The following is a 20,782-nucleotide window of genomic DNA, read 5'->3' on the forward strand; positions in this document are numbered from 1 at the left end:
CCGTTCTTCTTCGAGATCCCCCCATGACGCCGTCCCCCTACCGCACGCTCGACGAGGACCAGCCCGGCGACGGCATGTCCATCGATGCCGACTACGGCCCGGCACCGCGCCGCACCGAGTACAAGTTCTCGCACGTCACCACCGGGCGGTATCTGCCGACACCGGGCAAGGCGCCCGGCTGGCCGTTCGCCGACATCGGCGACTGGATGATCAACGCCAACGACAGTGCGCAGGACTGGCTGGCCGAACTGCGCGACTGGCGTCGCGAGCATCTCGTACGCATCGGCTACGACGATGCGAACTACCGCCATCCCGACCTGCAGTGGGCGCAGCGCAACTTCGTGCACGCGCAGATGATGGTCGAGGACCGCTACTTCTTCGATCCTGACACCGGCACCTATACCGTCGACCGCTATCTCGACGATCTGGCCGCGCGCTTCGGCGGCCTCGATTCGGTGCTGATCTGGTACGTGTATCCGAACATCGGCGTTGACGACCGCAACCAGTTCGATCTAGCCCACGACATGCCCGGTGGTCTCGACGGCCTGCGTGAAGCCGTGCAGGCCTTCCAGGCGCGCGGCGTGCGCGTGTTCCTGCCGGCCAAGCCCTGGGATCACGGCACGCGCGACCCGGGCGTCAGCCACTGGGAAGGCCTGGCGGAGATCGTCGCGGCGGTCGGCGCGGACGGTATCAATGGCGACACCTTCAACGGCGTGCCGCGCGCGTTCTTCGATGCCTGCCAGCGTCTGGGACGCACCGTGGTGCTGCAGCCCGAATCGACGATCAGTTCGGAAGAACAGCTGATCTGGAACGTGCAGAGCTGGGGCAAGAAGGCGCCCGACGGGCCGGTGCCGCCGGTGTCGAAGTGGAAGTGGCTCGAACCGCGGCACATGGTGAACTACGAGAACCGCTGGGGTCGCGACCGCACGCACGACCTGCAGTACTGCTTCTTCAACGGCATCGGCTACAACGCCTGGGAAAACATCTGGGGCATCTGGAACCAGTTCACACCGCGCGATGCCGAAGTCCTGCGCCGCATCGCGACGATCTATCGCCAGTTTCCCGATCTCGTCGTGTCGATGGACTGGGCGCCTTACCAGACCAGCCTGCAGCGCGGCGTTTTCATCAGCCGGTTCCCCGGTGCGGGCCGCACGCTGTGGACGCTGGTCAATCGCAATGCGTACGCGGTCGATGGCGAGCAGCTCGCGCAGCCGCATGTCGACGGCACGCGCTATTACGACGTCTGGAATGGACGTGCGCTGTCGCCGCGCATCGTCGATGGACAGGTGCTGTTCGAACTGTCGCTGGAAGCGCGCGGTTTCGGCGCCGTGCTCGCGGTCGACGCAGGCACGCACCTCGAGGGTCTCGACGCGTTTCTGGCAACGGTGGCCGCGCAGGCCGCGAAGCCACTCGGCGCACACTCGTCGGCCTGGCGTGCGCTGCCGCAGACGCTGGTCGACGTGGCGCGCACCGCGCCGCAGGCCGACGCACCCGAGGGCATGGTGACCGTGCCGGCCGGCAGCTTCCTGTTCCAGGTCGGCGGCATCGAGATCGAAGGCTTCAACTGGTCCGGCGTCGACGTGCAGTACCCATGGGAAGACAGCCCGCGTCGCCATCACCGGCGGCGCATGGATCTGGCGGCGTTCCACATCGACCGCCATCCGGTCACCAACGCGCAGTTCAAGCAGTTCCTCGACGCCAGCGGCTACGCGCCGCGTGACGCACACAACTTCCTGCGTCACTGGGTCGACGGTGCGCCGCGCGCCGGCTGGGAGCGCAAGCCGGTGATCTGGGTATCGCTCGAAGACGCCCGTGCCTACGCCGCGTGGGCCGGCAAGCGTCTGCCGCGCGAATGGGAGTGGCAGTACGCCGCGCAGGGCCACGACGGTCGCCGCTATCCCTGGGGCAACGACTGGCACGACAGCTTCGCGCCGCGGGTCAACCGCGGACGCCGCCTGCAGCCCCCGGCCGATGTCGACGCGCATCCGCAGGGTGCGTCGCCGTTCGGCGTCGAAGACCTGATCGGCAACGTCTGGCAGTGGACCGACGCGTTCGCCGACGACCACATGCGCGCGGCGATCCTGCGCGGCGGCAGCAGCTACCAGCCACAGACCTCGCACTGGTACTTCCCGCAGGCCTATCGCCTCGACCAGCACGGCAAGTATCTGCTGATGGCGCCGTGCAAAGACCGTTCGGGCACGATCGGCTTCCGCTGCGTGGTCGATACCGGCGGAGACGCGCGATGAGCGACCCGACGCCGACGTACTCATGCGATGTGCAGCGCGCACTTGCTCCGTCGCAGGTGCGCTTGCGCGGCCTGCTCGGCGACGCGCTCGACGCCAACCGCCGCGGCCGCCTGTCGACCTTCGTCACCGGTCCCGACAGCCCCGCGATCGCGATCTTCGATCCCGCGCATCGCGCGCACAACGATGAAGGCGACTGGTACGGCGAACACGCCGGCAAGTGGCTGTCGGCAGCGGCGAAGGCGGCGGCGCGCAGTGGCGACTCGGCGCTGGAATCGCATCTGCGCACAGTGGTGTCGTACCTCGATGCCGTACAGGACACCGACGGCTATCTCGGCACCTATGCACCGCACCGGCGTTTCATGGTGCCGCAGCCGCCGAAGCCCGAAAGCTGGAACGGCGAGCCGGCGCTGCGCACCTGGGACGTGTGGACGCACGCCTACCTGCTGCTCGGCCTGCTCGACGTACACCGCGCATTTCCGGACTCGGGCGCACTCGACGCCGCGTGGCGGATCGGTGCGCTGTGCTGGCGCACGTTCTGCGTCGACGGCATCGACATCACCAGCGTCGGCAACCACCACGGCATGTCGGCGACGGTGCTGCTCGATCCGGTGATGGACCTGCATGCGCTGACCGGCGATGCGGATCTGCTCGCGCTGGCCCATCGCATCGTCGAGCAGATGGACGCCAATCCGCGTCTCGCACTGATTGAACGCGCGCTCGACGGCGCCGATCCGTCCGAGATCGCGACCGGCAAGGCCTATCAGCTGTGCTGGAATCTCGTCGGCCTGGCCAAGCTCGCCCGCGTCAGCGGCGATTCGCGCCATCGCGCGGTGCTCGACGCGCAGTGGCAGGCGATCGCCGACCATCACCTGAGTCTCGGCGGCGGGCCGTTCGGCGGCATCGGGCACCGGTCGCGCGAAGTGTTCAATCCCGCATTCGTGTTCGACCCGCAGGCGTATGTGGAGACCTGCTCGATCCTCGCGTGGCTGCAGCTCAACCGAGAACTGCTCGCGATCACCGGCGACGCGCGTCACGCCGAGGAGATCGAGCGCACCGCCTACAACGATCTGCTCGGCGCGCAGGCGCCCAACGGCGAGGACTGGTGCTACTACTCCTACGCCAACGGCCAGCGCATCCACACCAACTACTGGCGCTGCTGCAAATCCAGCGGCGCGATGGCGATCGAGGAACTGCAGGGCGTGGCGTACGCGGAGCGCGACGACGGCCCGGTGGTGAATCTGCTCGGCCCGGGCGAGGCGACGTTCGATCGCAGCGACGCCGGGCGCGTGCGCATCGTGCAGGACACGGGCTATCCGTTCGATGGTGGCGTGCGTATCGCGCTGGATGTGGAGCGCGAGGCGGCGTTCGTGCTGCGCATCCGCATTCCTGCGTGGGCGCAGGGCGCCACGCTGGCGATCAATGGCGCGCCGTTCGAGGGGACGCCCGTGCCGGGCGACTACGCCAGCCTCGCGCGCACCTGGCGCGACGGGGATGTGGTGACGCTCGATCTGCCGATGCCCCCGCGCGTGCATCGCCGCAGCTACCGCAACGTCCAGGTCTCGCGCGCGCCCGACGGCAGCCCTGTACGGCAGCAGGTGTTGCACTACGCCTGGATCGCGTTCGGACGCGGCCCGCTGGCGTATGCGACCGGTCTGATCGACGGCTACAAGACCGCGGAAATCGTGCGTCTGCCGGACGACGATGCGCAGATCCGGCTGGACGCGTTGCCACCGCAGGGCGATGACCCGGCCGTCGGCCTGCGCCTGCATCTCGACGATCGAGCGCCGATCGATTTCGCGCCGTACTACGGGCTCGGCGCGCGTGCCGACCGCATCTGGCGTCTGACCTGGTTGGGTCTGGCACCCGCCGGCGACAGCACAGACAGCGGAGATTGCGGAGCGCTTTGAGATGATGGACGGGCGCAAGCAAGTTTCTGTGGCGCTAGAACATAGGACAGACGGATGGGTTGCGATCCCGGGCTTGCGCAGACTTTGCGCGGCCATCGCCGCAGCCACGAAAGGATGTCGGACGACATGACGGATTCCATCTTCGACAGCGGCCGCAGCGGGCCGCCGGGGCCGCTGAGCGGCGTACGCGTGCTCGATCTCAGTGCGTACATCGCCGGCCCCTACGGCTGCGCGCTGCTCGCCGACCAGGGCGCCGACGTGATCAAGGTCGAGCCGCCGGATGGCGACAACCTGCGCAACTATCCATCCACGCTCGCCGACGAGAGCCGTGCCTTCATCGGCGTGAACCGCAGCAAGCGCGGCGTCACCCTGAATCTGAAGGACGACGACGACCGCGCGGTGCTGTATCGCCTCGTGCGCGAGGCCGACGTGCTGGTGCACAACTTCCGCCCCGGCGTGCCGGAGCGGTTGGCGATCGATTTTCCCACGCTGTCGGCGCTGAATCGGCGGCTGATCTATTGCGCGGTCACGGGCTACGGCGAGACCGGACCGCTGAAGGACAAGGCCGGCTACGACCAGGTGCTGCAGACGATGACCGGCATGTGCACGCTGCAGGGCAAGCGCGGCGGCGCGCCGGAAATCATCTACGGCTCGGTGGTCGACTACTACGCGGCTGCGCTGCTCGCCGCCGGCGTGTCCTCTGCGCTGTTCGAGCGCGAGCGCAGCGGCGAAGGCCAGTTCGTCGGCGTGTCGCTGCTGCGCAGCGCGCTGACCATGCAGTCCGCGCGCATGGTCTGGGCCGAAGGCGAGGCGCTCGACATCGGCCGCGACATGCGCTCGGGCGGCGTGACCGGCCTGCATCCCACACGTGAGGGCTGGCTGTACGTGTCGGCCAACACGCCGCGGTTCTGGCAGGCGCTGTGCGCACTGACCGGGCTCGATGCGCTGGCTACCGATTCGCGCTACGACAGCGTACGCAAGCGCGCCGTGCATGCCGACGAAATCCTGCCGCACCTGCATGCCGCACTGGCCACGCGCGACGCGCTGGACTGGGAAGCGCGCTTCGGCGACGCGGTGCCCTGCGCGGCCGCGCGCGCGGTCGAGGACATGTTCGAACACCCACAGGTGCTGGCCGAGGAGATCGTCGCGACCATCGACCATCCGCGCCTGGGCAGCTATCGCGGCGTCGCGCAGCCGATCCGCTTCGGCCGCACGCCCGGGCCGGCGCCTTTCGCCGCGCCCGGGCTCGGTCAGCACTCGGATGCCGTCAGGGTGGCCCTCGACGACGCCGGGCGCGACAATGACGGGCCCGCCTGACACGCGGTGCGCGTCCCGAACCCCGAGGTGTCCATGTCCGCTGCATCATCCGCGTCCAAACTCGAACAGCTGCGCGAGCTCTCCGTGGTCGTCGCCGACACCGGCGATGCCGATGCCATCGCCCGCCTGAAGCCGGTCGACTGCACCACCAACCCGACGCTGGTGCGCAAGGCGCTGGACCTGCCGATCTACGCCGACCTCGTCGAGCGCGAGCTCGAACGCGCCGAGGATCTGGACGGCGACATCGACACCGTCGCGCGCAAGGTCGTCGACCGCCTGACGATCGGCGTCGGCCGCAAGCTCGCCGGCCTGGTGCCGGGCCGCGTGTCGACCGAGGTCGATGCCGACCTGTCGTTCGATACCGAAGCGACGATCGCCAAGGCGCGCCAGTTCATCGAGATGTACCAGGACGCCGGCGTGCCGCGCGACCGCGTGCTGATCAAGATCGCCGCGACTTGGGAAGGCATCCGTGCGGCGAAGGAGCTGCAGCGCGAGGACATCGACTGCAACCTGACGCTGATCTTCAACCGCACCCAGGCGATCGCCTGCGCGGAAGCGGGTGTGTTCCTGATCTCGCCGTTCGTCGGCCGCATCCTCGACTGGCACGTCGCGCGCGGCGACACGCCGGCGACGATCGACGACGATCCGGGCGTGCGCTTCGTGCGCGAGGTCTACACCGAGTTCAAGCGTCGCGGCTCGCCGACCGTGGTCATGGGCGCGTCGTTCCGCTCGACCGCGCAGATCGAAGCGCTGGCCGGTTGCGATCGCCTGACGATCTCGCCGGATCTTCTGGAGAAGCTCGCCGCCGAGTACGGCGAGCTGCCGCGCAAGCTCGAGGCGGGCGAGGGCGATGGTGACATCGCACCACCGGTCGATGCGGCGCGCTACGCCACCGATCTCGCTGCCGATCCGATGGCGACCGAGAAGCTGCGCGACGGCATCGCCGCGTTCGCCAAGGATCTGGACGCACTGCGGGCGACCATCGCCCAGCGCCTGCAGGCCCGCTGACATGCGCCCGCGTGTGCGGGACGGCGTGCGCGTCGCCGCGTGCGGCGCACTGCTGTCGATGCTGGTCGCCTGCGCGCTGCCCGCGCGCGAGGCGTCGCCCAGCGCGGACGTGGTCGTGCCGGAAAGCCGGCCCGGTGTGACGATCGGCTATCTCGACGCACCCGCGTTCGACAGCCGCGCGCTGCTGCCGGCGCCGCCCGCGCCGGGTTCCGCCGCACAGGCGCATGACGACGCGATCGCCGTGCGCAGCCTGGCCCTGCACGACACCGCGCGCTGGCGCCAGGCGACCGTCGATGCCGATCTGACGTTCCCGGCCGCCGAGCCGCTGTTCGCATGCGCGCTCGGTGTCGAGATCAGCGCGGCGCGCACGCCGCATCTCGTGCGCCTGCTGCGGCGCAGCCTCGCCGACGCGTCGAACGCCGGTCGCGCGGCGAAGGATCACTGGCAGCGCGGCCGTCCCTTCGTGCGCAATGCCGCGCCGGTGTGCACGCCCGAAGACGTGCCGCGGCTGACGACCAGCGCCTCGTATCCGTCCGGCCACACCGCGATCGGCTGGGCGTGGACGCTGGCGCTGGTCGAACTTGCGCCCGAGCGCAGCGATGTATTGCTGCAACGCGGCCGCGCATTCGGTGAGAGCCGGCTGGTCTGCAACGTGCACTGGCACAGCGACATCGTCGAAGGCGAACGCGTCGGCGCCGCGACCTTCGCACGCCTGCAGGCATCGCCCGCGTTCCGCGCCGACCTCGACGCCGCCCGCACCGAGATCGCCGCGCAGCGCGCAGCCGGCGCGGTTCCCGCACATTGCGATACCGAAACCATCGGCCTGCGGCAGTCGCCGATCCCGACCGCGGACGCGCGCGATTGACCATGTCGAACCTGTCCGATCCAGACCCGCGCCCGCAGCCGCCCGAACCGCCGCTGCCCAGCGACTGCTGCGACAGCGGCTGCGCCGTCTGCGTGCACGACACCTACAACGAAGAGCTCCAGTACTACCGCGAGCAGCTCAAGGCGTGGCGTGCGCGGCATCCGGAGGCAGACGCGGGCGCCTGAGCGGCGACGCGCGTTCTGTGCGTTCGCAGTGGGTCGTTTTTCCGACGGACGCCATCTGCGACGCATCAACCATCACGGCGTGATCAGCGCGCCGGTCGGCGCGTCGCCTTGACCAGCCGGTCGCGCAGCGCCTCGCGCTCCTCGACGGGCACACCGGCCAGATCCGCCAGCCACACACCATCGGCGGCCATGCGCACCATCGTCAGCGCGACGCTGTCGTCGGTGTCGCGATGGTGGTCGACGCGTGCCTGGAACCATCCGGCCCAGAGCGCGCGCAGGCCGGGATCGGTCAGCCACGACATCGACAGCGCCGCCCAGGCACCGCCATCGGTATCGGCGTCCATGTCGAACACCGCCTCGACGTAGGCACGCGAGAAGCGGCCGTGCGGCTTGGGGTCGGCGGCGAGGCGGGCCTCGAGATCGCGGTCGATGGTCTCCAGCAGCTCCTCGAACACCGCGGTCACCAGCGCCTGCTTGCTGGGGAAGTGGTGCAGGAATCCGCCCTTGGTCACGCCGGCCGCCTCCGAGACCGCCTGCACCGTGACGGATGCCACGCCGCCGTCGATCGCCAGTCGAGTCGCGGCATCGAGCAGGGCGCGGCGCACCTGTTCGGGTTGTTTCTTCCGCTTGTGGGGATTGTCCATGGCGCAGTTCGGAGTCGGTGGATCGGAGCCGGCAGGGCGGCCGACAGCATAGGCGTTCGGATCGGCTGGCGTGACCGGCCGGCAATCTGACGGACGGGGGCTGCATCGCGTGTTGCGCACAGACCGCCTGAGAGCGGGCTGTACGTGATCGGGGGTCGTCACACCCAAGAAGCGTTCTTAAACATACCATTCGTCCGGTTTCCTGATGACGACCCGGCGATGAAGCCCACCCTGATCCCGCACAGCCCGTTCATGCCCTACGACAAGGACGTGTCGTTCTACAGCACTTCGTTCGGCCACCTAACGCCCTGGGAGTTCTCGGGCTGGAAGTCGGAATCCATGTCCTGGAAGACGGGCTGCTATCTGCATGCCGGCCTCAATCCGAACTTCCGCAACCACATCAAGGGACCGGACGCGCTGCGTCTGATCCAGGACGCGTGCATCAACGATTTCACCCGCTTCTCGATCGGCGCGTCCAAGCACGGCGTGATGTGCAACGCGCTCGGTAACACGATGGCGGAGGGCATGATCCTGCGGCTCGGCGATGACGTGTTCGAGGTCATGGGCCACGGGCCCTATGTCGACTATCTGGTCGAATCAGGCGATTACGACGTCAAGTCCGAGAATCTGGATACGAAGACGTTCCTCTTCCAGATCGCGGGCCCGCGCTCGCTCGACGTCATGGAAGCGCTAACCGGCGAGAGCCTCAAGGACCTGCGTTTCCTGTGGCACCGCCCGAGCCGCATCCGTCGCGATGGTCTGCTCAAGCGCGACATCGACATCCGGGTCTATCGCCTCGGCGTGGCGCGCACGCTCGCCTACGAGGTGCATGGCGACATCGCCGATGCGCACATGGTGTACGAGGCGATCCTGCAGGCTGGCGCGCCGTTCGGCATCGAGCGACTCGGCATGCAAGCCTACGGCCTGAACCACACCGAGGGCGGCTTTGCACAGTCCTTCATCCACTATCTGCATGCCTGGACTGAGGACGGCGAATTCATGCATTTCCTCGGCAAGCAGTTCGGTGAGATCACCGCCGTGCTGCCCGGCAGCGCCGGGCCGGACATCACCAAGCGCTACGCCAATCCCTACGAGCTGGGCATCGGCCACCTGATCACGTTCGATCATGACTTCCGCGGCCGCGAGGCACTGGAAAGCATTGCCCGATCACCACGCCGTCAGATCGTGACGCTGGAGTGGAACCAGGACGATGTGCTGGATGTCTACGCCTCGCAGTTCCGCCCCGACGGCGACATCCAGTTCATGGATTTCGCCGCCAATCCGATCTGGCAGGGCGTTCTGTCGCGGCACTTCGCCGACGACGTGTTCGTCGGCGAGCGCCTTGTCGGCATGTCGAGCGGACGGATGTTCAGCTACTACTACAGACAGATGATTTCATTGGCGATCATCGAGACCGCACACGCCAACCTCGGCGACACAGTCGAAGTGCTGTGGGGTGAACCGGGCACGCGACAGAAGCGCATCCGCGCCGTGGTGCGGCGCTTCCCCTACATCGATCTGCCGTTCAACCGGAACATCGACACCCGCGTCGTCCCGCCCGCGGTCAAACAGGAATCGTGATGCAGAAGGTCATCGTCATTTTCGGCGCGGGCACCGGTCTGGGCTTGTCCGTGGCGCGCCGCTTCGGTCGCGAAGGCTACGCCGTCGCGCTCGTCGCGCGACGCCTGGAGCCGCTCGACACGCTCGTAGCCGCACTCGAAGCCGAAGGCATCGCGGCCACCGCATTCCAGGCCGATCTCGCGCAGGAAGAACAGATCTGGCGTGCCGTCAGCCGGATCGTGGACCACTACGGGCACATCGACGCGATCTACTACGCGCCAGCGACGGCCAACGCGTTCGATCCCGCGCTCGAAATGACACCGGCCCTGTGCCGCGCGCAGCTGGAGTTCCTGTTCCTGGGGCTGGTCGCGAGCATCCAGGCCGCGTTGCCTTCGATGCGCAGCCGCGGCGGCGGCGCGATTCTCGCCGGCTTCGGTGGCACCGCGTCGCAGGGCCTGCCTTTCATGAGCGGCCCCGCGCCTGCCCAGGCAGCGGTCCGCAACTATCTGCAATCGCTGCATGGCGAACTGCAGCCCGACGGCATCCACGTCTCGATGGCCAACATCTCAGCCGTCATCCGCGACAGCGCGTATCACCAGTCCATGGATGCGGCACCGGCGGCCGTGCCCGGCGACTTCGAGATGCCGATCGTCGATCCGGCCGACATCGCCGACGACCTCTGGCATGCCGCAGCAATGCGCGAGGGGCTGGAGTTCTTCTATCCGGCCCCGGCGCCTGCCGCGTAATCACGACCACCCGCCGCACCACATTCTTCGAGTCTTTCCATGCCCACCCACAATCGCTGGCTCGTCCTGCTGATCGTCTCGACGGCGCTGTTCCTGATCACCATCGACGTCACCGTGCTCTACACCGCGCTGCCCCGGCTGACCCACGACCTCGGCGCGACGAACGCGCAGAAGCTGTGGATCGTCAACGCGTATCCGCTGGTGATGGCAGGCCTGCTGATGAGTACCGGCACCCTGGGCGACCGCATCGGTCACCGTCGGATGTTCCTGGCTGGTCTCGCGGTGTTCGGCATCGCGTCGCTCGCGGCGGCGTACGCGCCGAGTCCGCAGCTGCTGATCGCGGCGCGCGCGCTGCTCGCAGTCGGCGCCGCGACGATGATGCCGGCCACGTTGTCGATCATCCGCATCGTCTTCACCGATGATCGCGAACGCAATCTCGCGATCGGCGTCTGGGCGGCTGTGGCATCGGGCGGCGCGGCGTTCGGGCCGGTCGTGGGCGGCGTGCTGCTCGAATACTTCTGGTGGGGCTCGGTGTTCCTGATCAACGTCCCCGTGGTGTTGCTGGCGCTCGCGCTGACGCCGAAGCTGGTCCCTGCGATCCCGGGAAATCCGGACCGCACCTGGCAGATTTCGGGCGGCCTCGTCGTCATGGTGGGTCTGGTCGGCACGATCTACGCGATCAAGGAATTCGGCAAGCTCGAACCGTCGATGCTGACCGCGATCATCGCGGGCGTCGTCGGACTCGGCTTCCTCGTGTGGTTCGTGCGCATGCAGCGGGCGATGGCCGCGCCGATGGTCGACTTCGCGCTGTTCCGGCATCCGGTGTTCCGCGCCGGCGCGATCGGCGCGGCGATCTCGATGTTCGCGATGATCGGCGTGCTGCTGGTCTTCACCCAGCGCGTCCAGCTGGTATCGGGCATGACGCCGCTGCAGGCCGCGTTCGCGATCATGCCATTGTCGCTCGCGTCTCTGTTCGCCGGTCCGTTGACCGGACTCGTCGCCCAGCGGCTGGGCCACGCACGCGTGGTGTGGCTGGCGCTGCTCGTGGCCGCGCTGGGACTGCTCGGGCTGATCTTCACCTATGACGGTTCGGCGCTCGCGCGGTTCGTACCGCTGCTCGCCATCGGGTTCGGTCTCGGCGCGACGATGACCGGCGCATCGGGCGCGATCATGCTCAACGCACCGGCACAACAGGCCGGCATGGCGGCGTCGATCGAGGAGGTGTCCTACGAGATCGGCAGCACTGCCGGCGTCGCGATGCTCGGCAGCATGATGACGTGGATGTATGCGCGCAGCTTCATCCTGCCCGACGGCGTCGAGACACCGGCGCTCGCGCGTGACGGTATCGACCAGGCGATTCTCGCCGCCGAGTCGATGTCACCGGACCTCGCAAATCGTCTGCTGTCGGCCGCGCAGTTCGCGTTCGATCAGGGCTTCGTCGCGACGTTGTGGCTGTCGGTGGCCGCGCTCACGATCGCGGCCGTCGCGATCGCGGTGTCGGCCCCGAACGCCGGCACCGCGGGTCATCGCAGCCACTGAGCGCTGCGGGCTTCAGTCGAGCCAGCGCAGCGCCGGGATGCGCGGCCGCAGCCAGCGGTCGAATACGCACACGACGACCATCGAAGCCGCGAGCAACGGCAACAGCAATGCGGTCGCGACGATCAAGCCGAGCAGCACGCGTGTCGGTGTGGGGCGTGCGGTCCGTGGCGCGCCGAGACGTCCGGCGGGCCGCCGGCGCCACCACATCACCAGCCCGCTGAACGCCAGGCCGACGACGCCAATGCACGCGGCCAGCATCACGAGCTGGTTCGCGCGGCCGAAGTAATTGCCCATGTGCAGTTGCACCCCCAGCTCGATCGCCTGCGCCACGCGGCCGTAGTCGGCGAAACCGGCACTGACCAGCAGCGCGCCGTCGCGATCGAAGTGCCAGGTGATCTGTCCCTGCGGACGATCCGGATACGTGTAAGCCATCAACGCGCCACGCGCGTCGGCGGGCAGGAAGATGCGCAGATCGTCCTGCGTGCCTGCGCTCCGCACGTGCGCGATCGCGCGTTCCAGTCTATCGGGCGTCCATGCGCGCGGCGCGCCGGCCTGCGGGCCCGGTGCGCCGTGATGGCCGTGGTGCGTGTCGGGCGAGACCGGCGGCAGAGGCGCCTGCTGCAGCGTCCACGGCACGTCGTTGAAATCGCTGCCGACCGTTGGCGCATCGACCGCGGCGTAGCGTCGATACACAGAGGGATAACCTTCGCCGATCAGTTCCGCGCCGCCGCGGATCCAGCCGCCCCAGAACGCCGCCCACGGCAGACCGGTGAAGATCAGGAACAGCACCAGCAGCGCGACCCACAGACCGGCCGCGGTGTGCAGCGACTTCCAGAACGCACGTCCGCGCGCCCGCAGGTCCGGCAGCAACGCACGCCATGCGCGGCGGCCATCGCGTGGCCAAACGAGATAGAGCCCGGACACGATCAGCAGCACGGCCCAGCACGCGGCGAGTTCCATCACGTAGCGGCCGAAGGTGCCGAGCATCAGCGAGCCGTGCAGCCGGTCCGCGATGCCGACCAGCGTGCGCGCCGGTACCAGTGTGCCCAGCAGTGCGCCGCTGCCGGGATCGACGAATGCGACGCGCGTGTCGCCCTCCGCCGTTGCCAGATGCACGCGCGCGCTGCGCGTGCGATCGCTGGGCACATCGATGCGCGTCGCGGTCGCGTCGTCGACGCCGGCTTCGGCGGTGTCGATCATCTGTGCCAGCGCGACGCGCTCCAACCACGGCGCCGGTGCGAAGCGGAGTTGCGGATAGAGCGCGTCGTCGAGTTCGTCGTTGAACAGATACACCGCGCCGGTCATCGCAAGGACGACCAGGAACGGTGCGACGAACAGGCCAGCGTACAGATGCCAGCGCCAGAACACCCGGTAGCGATCGCCGGCATCTGCGGACTTCGGAAGACGGGCCATCGTCAGAACCGCGTGCGCAGGGTCATCTCGACGCTGCGCGGCGCGCCGAGATAGACGTGGGTAGCGGGATAGCCGGAATACTCGCCGTAGAGCGCGTCGCCGAGGTTGCGCACGCGCAGCGCCACCGAGACGCGGCTCCAGTCGTAGCTCGCCCAGGCATCGAACGTGGTGCGGCCGCGGACGTAGATGGTGTTCGCGTTGTCGGTGTAGAAGCCGCCGACGTGATGGCCGCTGGCGCCGATCGACACTGGCACGCCGGCGAACCGGTAGGTGCCTGCGAGCATCGCGGTGCCATTGGGCACGTTGCCTGGACGGTTGCCACGACGGTCCACGCCACCGGCTTCGATCAGTTCGTCGAAACGCGCGCGTCCCCATGTGGTCGATGCGTCCAGTCGCAGGCCGCGTGTGGCCTGCAGATCCGCCGACAGTTCGAGCCCCTGCGATGACTGGCGTCCGCCCTGCACGCTGATCGATGGATTCGCGGGGTCGCGGGTCAGGATGTCGTCGCGTTCGATCCGGTACGCGGCGGCGGTCAGCGACAGGCGTTCGTTCCAGGCATCGGCCTTGATGCCGATCTCGGCGGACTTCGCGTCGGTGAGATCGAAGATGCCCGATGCGGTCTGGATCGTGAGCAGGCTCGACACCGGACTGGCCGCGGTGGAGAACTGGCCGTAGAGCTGCACGTTGTCGCGCAGATCGAACACGCTGCCCACGCGCCACGACAGCGGCGCGTAACGCGGCGCGAATGCCGTGATCGCACCGGTCATGCGGTTGTCGATGCTGCGCCCAAGATCGATCCGCTCGTAGCGTAGGCCGCCGACCAGCAGCCAGCGTGGCGTGAGATTGAACGCGTTCTCGGCGAACACCGCGCGCGTGCGCAGATCGGTGCGGAACAGCTGATCGCTGGTGTACACCGGCGAATCCGCACCAGGAAACACGCCTATGTCGGGATCGACCGGCGTGACCGGCGTCGTGCTGCCGCTCTGGCGCGGATTGACGAAATCGGTGCCGTTGAGTTCGACGCCTGCAGTGAACCGGTTGCGGCGGCCTTTGAGCGGTCCGTCATGGGACAGCGCCAGACGCTCGTTCCAGAACCGGTGATCGTGGAACACACGTTGCGCGCCACGCGCGTACAAGCCGGTGCCGCGGTTGTAGAGCCAGTCGTCGGAATAGACGAAGTCGCGATCCGCCCGGTACCAGGCCAGATCGTTGCGAAGCTTCCAGTTGTGCGACAGGTCCAATGCCACGTTCCAGCGCAGCAGATCGCTGCGTGCACCGGTGTGCGCGCCGATCGGGTTGTAGTTGACGTGGCGCGTGGCCGCGTCGATCACCAGTCCGTTCGCACTGCGCACCACACGCGACGGTGCGATGGCGTCCTCGATTGCCACCATCGGCGAGCCCTGGTAGGTGCCGGTGCTGTCGTCCTCGGCGTGTTGCCAGGACAGCAGCATCGACAGTGCGTCGTGCGGCGACCACGCCAGGCTGGTCGAGAGCGTCGACATCTCGACACGGTTGTGTTCGATGTCGTAGAGGCTGTCGGACCGCAGGCCACTAGCATCGAATCGCAGCGCCAGCGTGTCCGACAGCGGCTGATTGATGCCGAACCCGGCGCGGCGGGTGTTGAAGCTGCCGACGCCGACCATGGCGTCGATCACCTGCGCGTCTGTGCTCGGCCGACGCGATACCAGATTGATCGCGCCGCCCATCGTGCCCTCGCCGTAGAGCACCGAGGCCGGTCCGCGCAGTACTTCGACGCGCTCCAATCCCCAGGTGTCGACATCGCGTGTCACGAAAGTCGAGGCGCCGATGCGCACGCCGTCGTGCAGCACCGAGATCGTGTTGCCGCTGAAGCCGCGCAGCGTCACCACTGCCGGATTGCCGGGCACATTGCCGACCATCGCGCCATCGGCCAGTTCGAAGACCTCGCGCGTGGTGCGTGCGCCCTTGCGGGCGATTGCCTCGCGGCCGATCACCTGCAGCGATGCCGGTGTCTCGCGTTGTGAAAGACCCAGACGGCTGCCGGTCTCCTGCGGTGCGTCGAGCGTGCGCAAGCGCTGGCCCTGCACCTGGAGAGTGTCGAGTGTGGTCGCGTCCGTCGAAGACTGGGCGAATGCCGGCGCGGCGACTCCAGTGGCGATCAGGCCGGCGAGCAGAGAGACCGCGGGCGTTGTACGGAACAGGGTGTAGTCCGGCGCAGGCCGGGTGATTGCGGAACGGAACATGTGGGCATCCAGTGCGGGTGCGGCGCGGCATGGGCACGCGCGCACGGGCGACACCGCGCAAGCGCGGTCATCGCAGGAAAATGACGACCGGAGCGGTCGCCGCAGCTCAGCTCAGGCCGCGAGTGGCGGACCGCGTGAGCCGAGTCCGCAGGGATGGCGTTCGACCAGCCGGAACGCATGCACGACGCGCGCGCGCTGCGGCACATGCAGCAGGCGCGCGATCGCGAACCACAACACCGCCAGCAGCGTGGTGGCGAGCAGCGGGCAGTAGCCGCAGTCCTGCATGTCGACATGCGCCGACGGCGCCGGGCGCGGCGCATCGTCGAGCAGGCTGTGGGGATCGACGATGCTGACGAGCTTCTCGCTGCCCATCGTGCACATCTCCATCAGGATCATGCGCGGCGAGCCGTCGTGCGCATGCGCGATGCGTCCGATCGACGGCAGCAACGCGAGCAGCAGCACGGCCGTCAGCGACAGCCAGGCGAATGCATGCTGGAACCGGCGGCCGGTGATCATCGGAACAGTCTATTCGGGCATGCACGCAACTAGACGACGATGCGCACGCTGCAGGCCGCGACCGATCGTCGCACCCGCGTGCGCGCCCTCCATTGACGACCGCCCGCGAGCCGCGTAACGTCGGCCCCGCCTTGGTTCCATCTCTGTATCAAGATATGGCGATGGATTAAAAGGGAAGCCGGTGCGTCGCGTCCTTCGCGGCAATTCCGGCGCTGCCCCGCAGCGGTAATTGGAAACGACCTCCGTCATCGCACTGGCGCCGTCACCGGCCGGGAAGCGACGGACAGTAGGCCCGCCACGCCTGTGGCCCGTCCATGAGCCCGAAGACCTGCCCTGGCCGTCCGCGCATGACCGCGCGGGCGTTCGACCTGGACCTCCGCGGGGAGGTGACCGGTGCCATGCCGCGCATCCTGCGTGGTCGGCTCCGCATGTCCGCGCGCAGGCCCGGTTCGCCCGAGGGGGCGAAGGTCGCCTGCACGGTCCGTGGCGCACATGCGCCGCGGCGCGCGGTCCTTCGTTCCTCAAGCATCCATCGCATTGAGGAGCACTACACGTGACACAGATCGGCAATCTCGGTTTTCCCCGCATCGGCGCACGCCGCGAACTCAAGCGTGCAGTCGAGGCGCACTGGCGAGGCGGTGATGCCGCCACGCTACACGCCACCGCCCGCGAACTGCGGCTGCGGCACTGGACCCTGCAACGCGAGGCGGGCGTCGACCTGCCGCCCAGCAACGACTTCTCGCTTTACGACCAGGTGCTCGACGCCGCGTTCTGCGTCGATGCCATTCCCGGGCGCTATCGCGCGCTGGCCGATGCCGATCCATTGGCCGGCTACTTCGCGCTCGCACGCGGGCATCAACGCGATGGCATCGACCTGCACGCGCTCGAGATGACCAAGTGGTTCGACACCAATTACCACTACATCGTCCCCGAGCTGCACGCCGACCAGGCCTTCGCACTGCGCGACGACAAGCCCGTACGCGAGTACCTGGAAGCCAAGGCCGCCGGCATCGAGACGCGCCCGGTGCTGATCGGGCCGGTCACGCTGCTGTGGCTGTCGAAGACCACCGACGGCAGCGACCGGTTCGCACTGCTCGACCGGCTGCTGCCGGTGTACGCGGCACTGCTGCGCAAGCTGCATGACGCCGGCGCTGGCTGGGTGCAGATCGACGAGCCGGTGCTCGTGCTCGATCTCGATGACACCACGCGCGCGGCCTACCGTCGCGCCTACGCCGCGCTTGCCGGCATTGCGCGACCGAAGCTGCTGCTGGCGACCTACTTCGGCGCACTCGACGACAACCTCGAACTCGCCGCATCGCTGCCGGTCGATGGCCTGCATGTGGATCTGGTGCGGGGACGCGAACAGCTCGATGCCGTGCTGCACGCACTGCCGGCCGGTCGCACGCTGTCACTGGGGCTGGTCGATGGCCGCAACATCTGGCGCACACGGCTGGACGACGCGCTGGTGCTCGCACGCTATGCGGTCGAAGCGCGCGGCGCCGATGCAGTGCAACTCGCGCCCTCGTGTTCGCTGCTGCACGTGCCGGTGGATCTGAAGCAAGAGAAGGCGCTCGATCCCGAGCTGCGCGGCTGGCTCGCGTTCTCGACGCAGAAGCTCGACGAACTGCGCCTGATCGCCGATGCGTTGACCGATCCCGATGCGGTAGAGCCCAACCTGGCCGAGGCGCGCGCCGGGATCGATGCGCGTCGCCAGTCGACGCGTGTGCATCGCGCCGACGTCGCCGCACGCGTGCAGGCGATCCGTCCCGTCGATGCGCAGCGTCTGTCGGCCTTCGGCACGCGTCGCGTCGCCCAGGATGCCCTGCGTCCGCTGCCCGCGTTTCCGACGACGACGATCGGCTCGTTCCCGCAGACGCTCGAAGTCCGCGAAGCACGCGCGGCGCACAAGTCCGGCACGCTCAGCGATGCCGACTACGACGCCTTCATCGCCGCCGAGACCGCGCGTTGCGTGCGCGAACAGGAAGCATTGGGTCTCGACGTCCTGGTGCACGGCGAGTTCGAGCGCAACGACATGGTCGAGTACTTCGGCGAGCAGCTCGACGGCTTCGCCTTCACCAGGCTCGGCTGGGTGCAGAGCTACGGCTCGCGCTGCGTGAAGCCGCCGCTGATCTGGGGCGACGTCGCGCGGCCGGCGCCGATGACGGTGCGCTGGTCGACGTACGCGCAGTCGCTGACCGATCGTCCGATGAAGGGCATGCTTACCGGGCCGGTGACGATCCTGCAGTGGTCGTTCGTACGCGACGACCAGCCACGCGCCGCCACCTGCCGGCAGATCGCGCTCGCGCTGCGCGACGAAGTGATCGATCTCGAAGCGGCCGGCATCGGCGTGATCCAGATCGACGAACCTGCGTTGCGCGAAGGTCTTCCGCTGCGTCGCGCCGACTGGGCGGCATATCTGGACTGGGCGGTCGAGAGCTTCCGCATCAGCGCATCGGGCGTGGCCGACACGACCCAGATCCACACCCACATGTGCTACTCGGAGTTCAACGACATCATTGAAGCCGTCGCCGCGATGGACGCCGACGTGATCTCGATCGAGACCTCGCGCTCACGCATGGAACTGCTGGATGCCTTCGTGCGCTTCCGCTATCCCAACGGCATCGGCCCCGGCGTCTACGACATCCACTCGCCGCGCGTGCCAGACGTCGACGAGATGACGCGTCTGCTGGAGCGCGCGGCCGACCGGATTCCGCCTGCGCAGTTGTGGGTCAATCCGGACTGCGGCCTCAAGACCCGAGGCTGGCCGGAGACACGCGCCGCGTTGCAGGCGCTGGTTGAAGCCGCACGCCGGATGCGAGCGCACACACCGGTAAGCCGGGCCGCGTGACACACGCGCTGCGGCATGCGCCGGCGCATGCCGCAGCGTCCGTTGCTAGCGGCGCGCCGTCGACCCGGACGGATGCCCGGCATCGAGCCGCATCACGCCGGGTGTGGAGACATCGATCCGGATGGGATGCAGCTCTGCCAGCGCGCCGACGAACGCATGGGGCGCATCGCTGCGGAACACGCCGGTCAGGCGGATGCCGTCCAATGCGGCGTCGTCGACCACCAGGCGCGCGTGGCTGTAACGGTTGAACTCCGCGACCGCGTCGGCGAGCGCCGTGTCCTCGAACACAAGACGTCCCGACAGCCATGTCGGCGGCGCTGTATCCCGCATGGCAACGACGCGCGGTGCGTGCCCCGGTGCCAGTCGTGCGCGATGACCGGCCACCATCGGGACCGCCGGCGCATCCGTATCGTAGCCGGACACCGGCAGCAGATTCACCCGGCCTTCGATGAGCGTGACATCGAGTGCATCCGCACGCTGGTCCAGTTCGAATGTGGTGCCGACCACGCGGACGCTGCCGTGTTCGGTCCGGACATACATCGGCCGCCGTTCGTGCGCGACCTGGAAGAACGCCCGGCCACGCTCGAGGAACAGACTGCGCTCGGTGTCGTGGTACGCGACCCGCAGACGGGTGTCGGTATCGAGCGTGATGCGGCTGCCATCGTCGAGCACGATCTCCCGATGCGCGCCGACCGCCGTTGCGTAGAGCGTGTCCTGCAGCGTCGGCGGTGCCGGTGTCCACCATGCGCCGAAGATCGCGACTGCCAGCAGTGCGACCATACCGAGCCGCACGGCCCAGCGGCCACCACGGGCGCGCGGGGCTGCGGGTCCGGGGGGGGCCGTGACCGGCGCCTGCACCGCCGCGACCGCGGCAAGCCGGGCGGCGATTTCCGGTTGCGCCGCGTGTGTGCCCAGACCCGACCACAGGCGTTCCAGCCGGGCATAGGCCGCGCGATGGCGCGCGTCTGCCGCCAGCCACTGTTGCCAGGCATGCGTCTCCTCGAGGGTGACGTCGTCCGCGCGTTGACGGGCGAACCACGCGGCCGCCTGGCGTCTCACGGGATCGCCGCCCTCGATCAGTTCGAGCTTTGCAGTCATGCCTCGCCCAGTGTCGCGTCCAGGTGCATCAGGGCCCGCATCATGTGTTTCTCCACCGCGCTTGTACTGATCCCGAGTCGCTTGGCGATGGCGCTGTAGGTCAGTCCATCATATCGCTGCAGCAGAAACACGCTTCGACACCGGGGTGACAATCCGTCGAGCGCCTGCAGGAATGCCTGCAATCGCGCCCTGTCTTCGTAGACGCGCTCGCTGGACGGTTCCTCACCCCGCCAGCCCAGAATCGCGCCCTCGATGGGCACGTGGTCGGCGACATGATGGCTGCGGTCCCGGCGGAAGCGGTCGCGCAGCAGGTTCGACGCGATGCGCAGCAGAAACGCTTCGGCATTGACCAGGCCTGCCAGACGTTGCGCAGGTTGCTGGGACAGCCGCGTGAGCGCGTCCTGGGTGAGGTCTTCCGCATCTTCCCGGGAGGTCAGATGGCGGGAGAAATAGCGCAGCAGCACAGGCCGGTACCGCTGCGCGAGTCGTTGGGTGGTCCGCACGTCCGTGTGCGGCAGGGCGTCTTCGGGCGCCTTGCCGGTGGCAGGGTGGGTCATCGAAATGTGTGGGGGGCGAGCGACGGCTTGCTCACCCCCACCGTAGGACACCGGAGATGCGTCAGCAAGATGAGGGATTTGTGACGCGTTGCGTCTGCATGGATAGGGGGG

At 68.3% G+C, this 20,782-nt stretch carries 17 protein-coding genes and 1 riboswitch; of the genes, 11 read left to right on the forward strand and 6 right to left on the reverse strand.

Annotated features, from left to right (window positions below; translation table 11 throughout):
* Window positions 1-23 precede the first annotated feature (23 nt).
* The 6 genes from AC3A4E_RS02585 (at window position 24) to AC3A4E_RS02610 (ending at window position 7,528) form a co-directional block, all read left to right on the forward strand.
* Entirely contained in the window at window positions 24-2,246 is a 2,223-nt protein-coding gene (locus AC3A4E_RS02585; RefSeq protein WP_487630011.1) for a formylglycine-generating enzyme family protein, read from the forward strand.
* Window positions 2,243-4,153, forward strand: a complete 1,911-nt coding sequence (locus AC3A4E_RS02590; protein ID WP_487630012.1) for a glycoside hydrolase family 127 protein — start codon at window positions 2,243-2,245, stop codon at window positions 4,151-4,153. Before AC3A4E_RS02585 ends, AC3A4E_RS02590 begins: the two co-directional genes overlap by 4 nt.
* A gap of 126 nt (window positions 4,154-4,279) precedes the next feature.
* Window positions 4,280-5,470 carry a CaiB/BaiF CoA transferase family protein gene (locus AC3A4E_RS02595; RefSeq protein ID WP_487630013.1) on the forward strand — a complete coding sequence of 397 codons (1,191 nt, stop codon included), beginning with the start codon at window positions 4,280-4,282 and terminating at the stop codon, window positions 5,468-5,470.
* A gap of 33 nt (window positions 5,471-5,503) precedes the next feature.
* Window positions 5,504-6,478, forward strand: coding sequence for a transaldolase (locus AC3A4E_RS02600; RefSeq protein WP_487630014.1), 975 nt, complete (start codon window positions 5,504-5,506; stop codon window positions 6,476-6,478).
* Between the two features lies 1 nt (window position 6,479).
* Window positions 6,480-7,343 carry an acid phosphatase gene (locus tag AC3A4E_RS02605; protein ID WP_487630015.1) on the forward strand — a complete coding sequence of 288 codons (864 nt, stop codon included), beginning with the start codon at window positions 6,480-6,482 and terminating at the stop codon, window positions 7,341-7,343.
* A gap of 2 nt (window positions 7,344-7,345) precedes the next feature.
* On the forward strand, window positions 7,346-7,528 hold the full coding sequence (locus AC3A4E_RS02610) for an oxidoreductase-like domain-containing protein (protein WP_487630016.1): 183 nt from the start codon (window positions 7,346-7,348) through the stop codon (window positions 7,526-7,528).
* Window positions 7,529-7,611: 83 nt separating this feature from the next.
* Here AC3A4E_RS02610 and AC3A4E_RS02615 read toward each other — a convergent pair whose 3' ends face one another.
* Window positions 7,612-8,172, reverse strand: a complete 561-nt coding sequence (locus AC3A4E_RS02615) for a TetR/AcrR family transcriptional regulator (protein ID WP_487630017.1) — start codon at window positions 8,170-8,172, stop codon at window positions 7,612-7,614.
* Between the two features lie 219 nt (window positions 8,173-8,391).
* Here AC3A4E_RS02615 and AC3A4E_RS02620 point away from each other — a divergent pair, with 219 nt between their 5' ends.
* From AC3A4E_RS02620 to AC3A4E_RS02630, 3 genes are read left to right on the forward strand one after another with little or no spacing between them, the layout of a single operon-like run.
* Window positions 8,392-9,753 carry a hypothetical protein gene (locus AC3A4E_RS02620; protein WP_487630018.1) on the forward strand — a complete coding sequence of 454 codons (1,362 nt, stop codon included), beginning with the start codon at window positions 8,392-8,394 and terminating at the stop codon, window positions 9,751-9,753.
* Window positions 9,753-10,478 carry an SDR family NAD(P)-dependent oxidoreductase gene (locus AC3A4E_RS02625; protein WP_487630019.1) on the forward strand — a complete coding sequence of 242 codons (726 nt, stop codon included), beginning with the start codon at window positions 9,753-9,755 and terminating at the stop codon, window positions 10,476-10,478. Before AC3A4E_RS02620 ends, AC3A4E_RS02625 begins: the two co-directional genes overlap by 1 nt.
* Window positions 10,479-10,517: 39 nt before the next feature.
* Complete coding sequence (locus AC3A4E_RS02630; protein WP_487630020.1) at window positions 10,518-12,017, forward strand: MFS transporter; 1,500 nt, start codon at window positions 10,518-10,520, stop codon at window positions 12,015-12,017.
* Between the two features lie 12 nt (window positions 12,018-12,029).
* Here AC3A4E_RS02630 and AC3A4E_RS02635 read toward each other — a convergent pair whose 3' ends face one another.
* From AC3A4E_RS02635 to AC3A4E_RS02645, 3 genes are all read right to left on the reverse strand, one after another.
* Window positions 12,030-13,430: a PepSY-associated TM helix domain-containing protein gene (locus AC3A4E_RS02635; RefSeq protein ID WP_487630021.1), complete on the reverse strand. Its 1,401-nt coding sequence runs from the start codon at window positions 13,428-13,430 to the stop codon at window positions 12,030-12,032.
* Between the two features lie 2 nt (window positions 13,431-13,432).
* The gene (locus tag AC3A4E_RS02640) at window positions 13,433-15,652 is read right to left on the reverse strand and encodes a TonB-dependent receptor (RefSeq protein ID WP_487630022.1); all 2,220 of its coding nucleotides are present in this window, start codon (window positions 15,650-15,652) and stop codon (window positions 13,433-13,435) included.
* Between the two features lie 111 nt (window positions 15,653-15,763).
* On the reverse strand, window positions 15,764-16,168 hold the full coding sequence (locus tag AC3A4E_RS02645) for a DUF2946 family protein (RefSeq protein WP_487630023.1): 405 nt from the start codon (window positions 16,166-16,168) through the stop codon (window positions 15,764-15,766).
* 115 nt (window positions 16,169-16,283) lie between these two features.
* Window positions 16,284-16,518: riboswitch (cobalamin riboswitch) on the forward strand.
* Here AC3A4E_RS02645 and AC3A4E_RS02650 point away from each other — a divergent pair.
* Entirely contained in the window at window positions 16,483-16,725 is a 243-nt protein-coding gene (locus tag AC3A4E_RS02650) for a hypothetical protein (RefSeq protein WP_487630024.1), read from the forward strand. Its footprint overlaps the riboswitch before it by 36 nt.
* Entirely contained in the window at window positions 16,722-19,016 is a 2,295-nt protein-coding gene (gene metE, locus AC3A4E_RS02655) for a 5-methyltetrahydropteroyltriglutamate--homocysteine S-methyltransferase (protein WP_487630025.1), read from the forward strand. The genes AC3A4E_RS02650 and metE overlap by 4 nt, the downstream gene beginning before the upstream one ends.
* Before the next feature lie 45 nt (window positions 19,017-19,061).
* On the opposite strand, the gene AC3A4E_RS02660 is transcribed toward metE, so the two are convergent.
* Window positions 19,062-20,114 carry a FecR family protein gene (locus AC3A4E_RS02660; protein ID WP_487630026.1) on the reverse strand — a complete coding sequence of 351 codons (1,053 nt, stop codon included), beginning with the start codon at window positions 20,112-20,114 and terminating at the stop codon, window positions 19,062-19,064.
* Window positions 20,111-20,722 (reverse strand): RNA polymerase sigma factor, encoded by a 612-nt coding sequence (locus AC3A4E_RS02665; protein WP_487630027.1) that lies wholly within the window; start codon window positions 20,720-20,722, stop codon window positions 20,111-20,113. The genes AC3A4E_RS02660 and AC3A4E_RS02665 overlap by 4 nt, the downstream gene beginning before the upstream one ends.
* Window positions 20,723-20,782: the final 60 nt, after the last annotated feature.

Source organism: Luteimonas sp. Soil_N_1, from assembly GCF_057656255.1.

Coding starts and splice junctions, on each gene's coding strand:
- AC3A4E_RS02620 (WP_487630018.1), top strand. CDS start 8,392: ATGAAGCCCACCCTGATCCCGCACAGCCCGTTCATGCCCTACGACAAG.
- AC3A4E_RS02660 (WP_487630026.1), bottom strand. CDS start 20,114: ATGACTGCAAAGCTCGAACTGATCGAGGGCGGCGATCCCGTGAGACGC.
- AC3A4E_RS02640 (WP_487630022.1), bottom strand. CDS start 15,652: ATGTTCCGTTCCGCAATCACCCGGCCTGCGCCGGACTACACCCTGTTC.
- AC3A4E_RS02590 (WP_487630012.1), top strand. CDS start 2,243: ATGAGCGACCCGACGCCGACGTACTCATGCGATGTGCAGCGCGCACTT.
- AC3A4E_RS02610 (WP_487630016.1), top strand. CDS start 7,346: ATGTCGAACCTGTCCGATCCAGACCCGCGCCCGCAGCCGCCCGAACCG.
- AC3A4E_RS02605 (WP_487630015.1), top strand. CDS start 6,480: ATGCGCCCGCGTGTGCGGGACGGCGTGCGCGTCGCCGCGTGCGGCGCA.
- AC3A4E_RS02635 (WP_487630021.1), bottom strand. CDS start 13,430: ATGGCCCGTCTTCCGAAGTCCGCAGATGCCGGCGATCGCTACCGGGTG.
- AC3A4E_RS02595 (WP_487630013.1), top strand. CDS start 4,280: ATGACGGATTCCATCTTCGACAGCGGCCGCAGCGGGCCGCCGGGGCCG.
- AC3A4E_RS02650 (WP_487630024.1), top strand. CDS start 16,483: ATGAGCCCGAAGACCTGCCCTGGCCGTCCGCGCATGACCGCGCGGGCG.
- AC3A4E_RS02625 (WP_487630019.1), top strand. CDS start 9,753: ATGCAGAAGGTCATCGTCATTTTCGGCGCGGGCACCGGTCTGGGCTTG.
- AC3A4E_RS02630 (WP_487630020.1), top strand. CDS start 10,518: ATGCCCACCCACAATCGCTGGCTCGTCCTGCTGATCGTCTCGACGGCG.
- AC3A4E_RS02615 (WP_487630017.1), bottom strand. CDS start 8,172: ATGGACAATCCCCACAAGCGGAAGAAACAACCCGAACAGGTGCGCCGC.
- AC3A4E_RS02585 (WP_487630011.1), top strand. CDS start 24: ATGACGCCGTCCCCCTACCGCACGCTCGACGAGGACCAGCCCGGCGAC.
- AC3A4E_RS02645 (WP_487630023.1), bottom strand. CDS start 16,168: ATGATCACCGGCCGCCGGTTCCAGCATGCATTCGCCTGGCTGTCGCTG.
- AC3A4E_RS02600 (WP_487630014.1), top strand. CDS start 5,504: ATGTCCGCTGCATCATCCGCGTCCAAACTCGAACAGCTGCGCGAGCTC.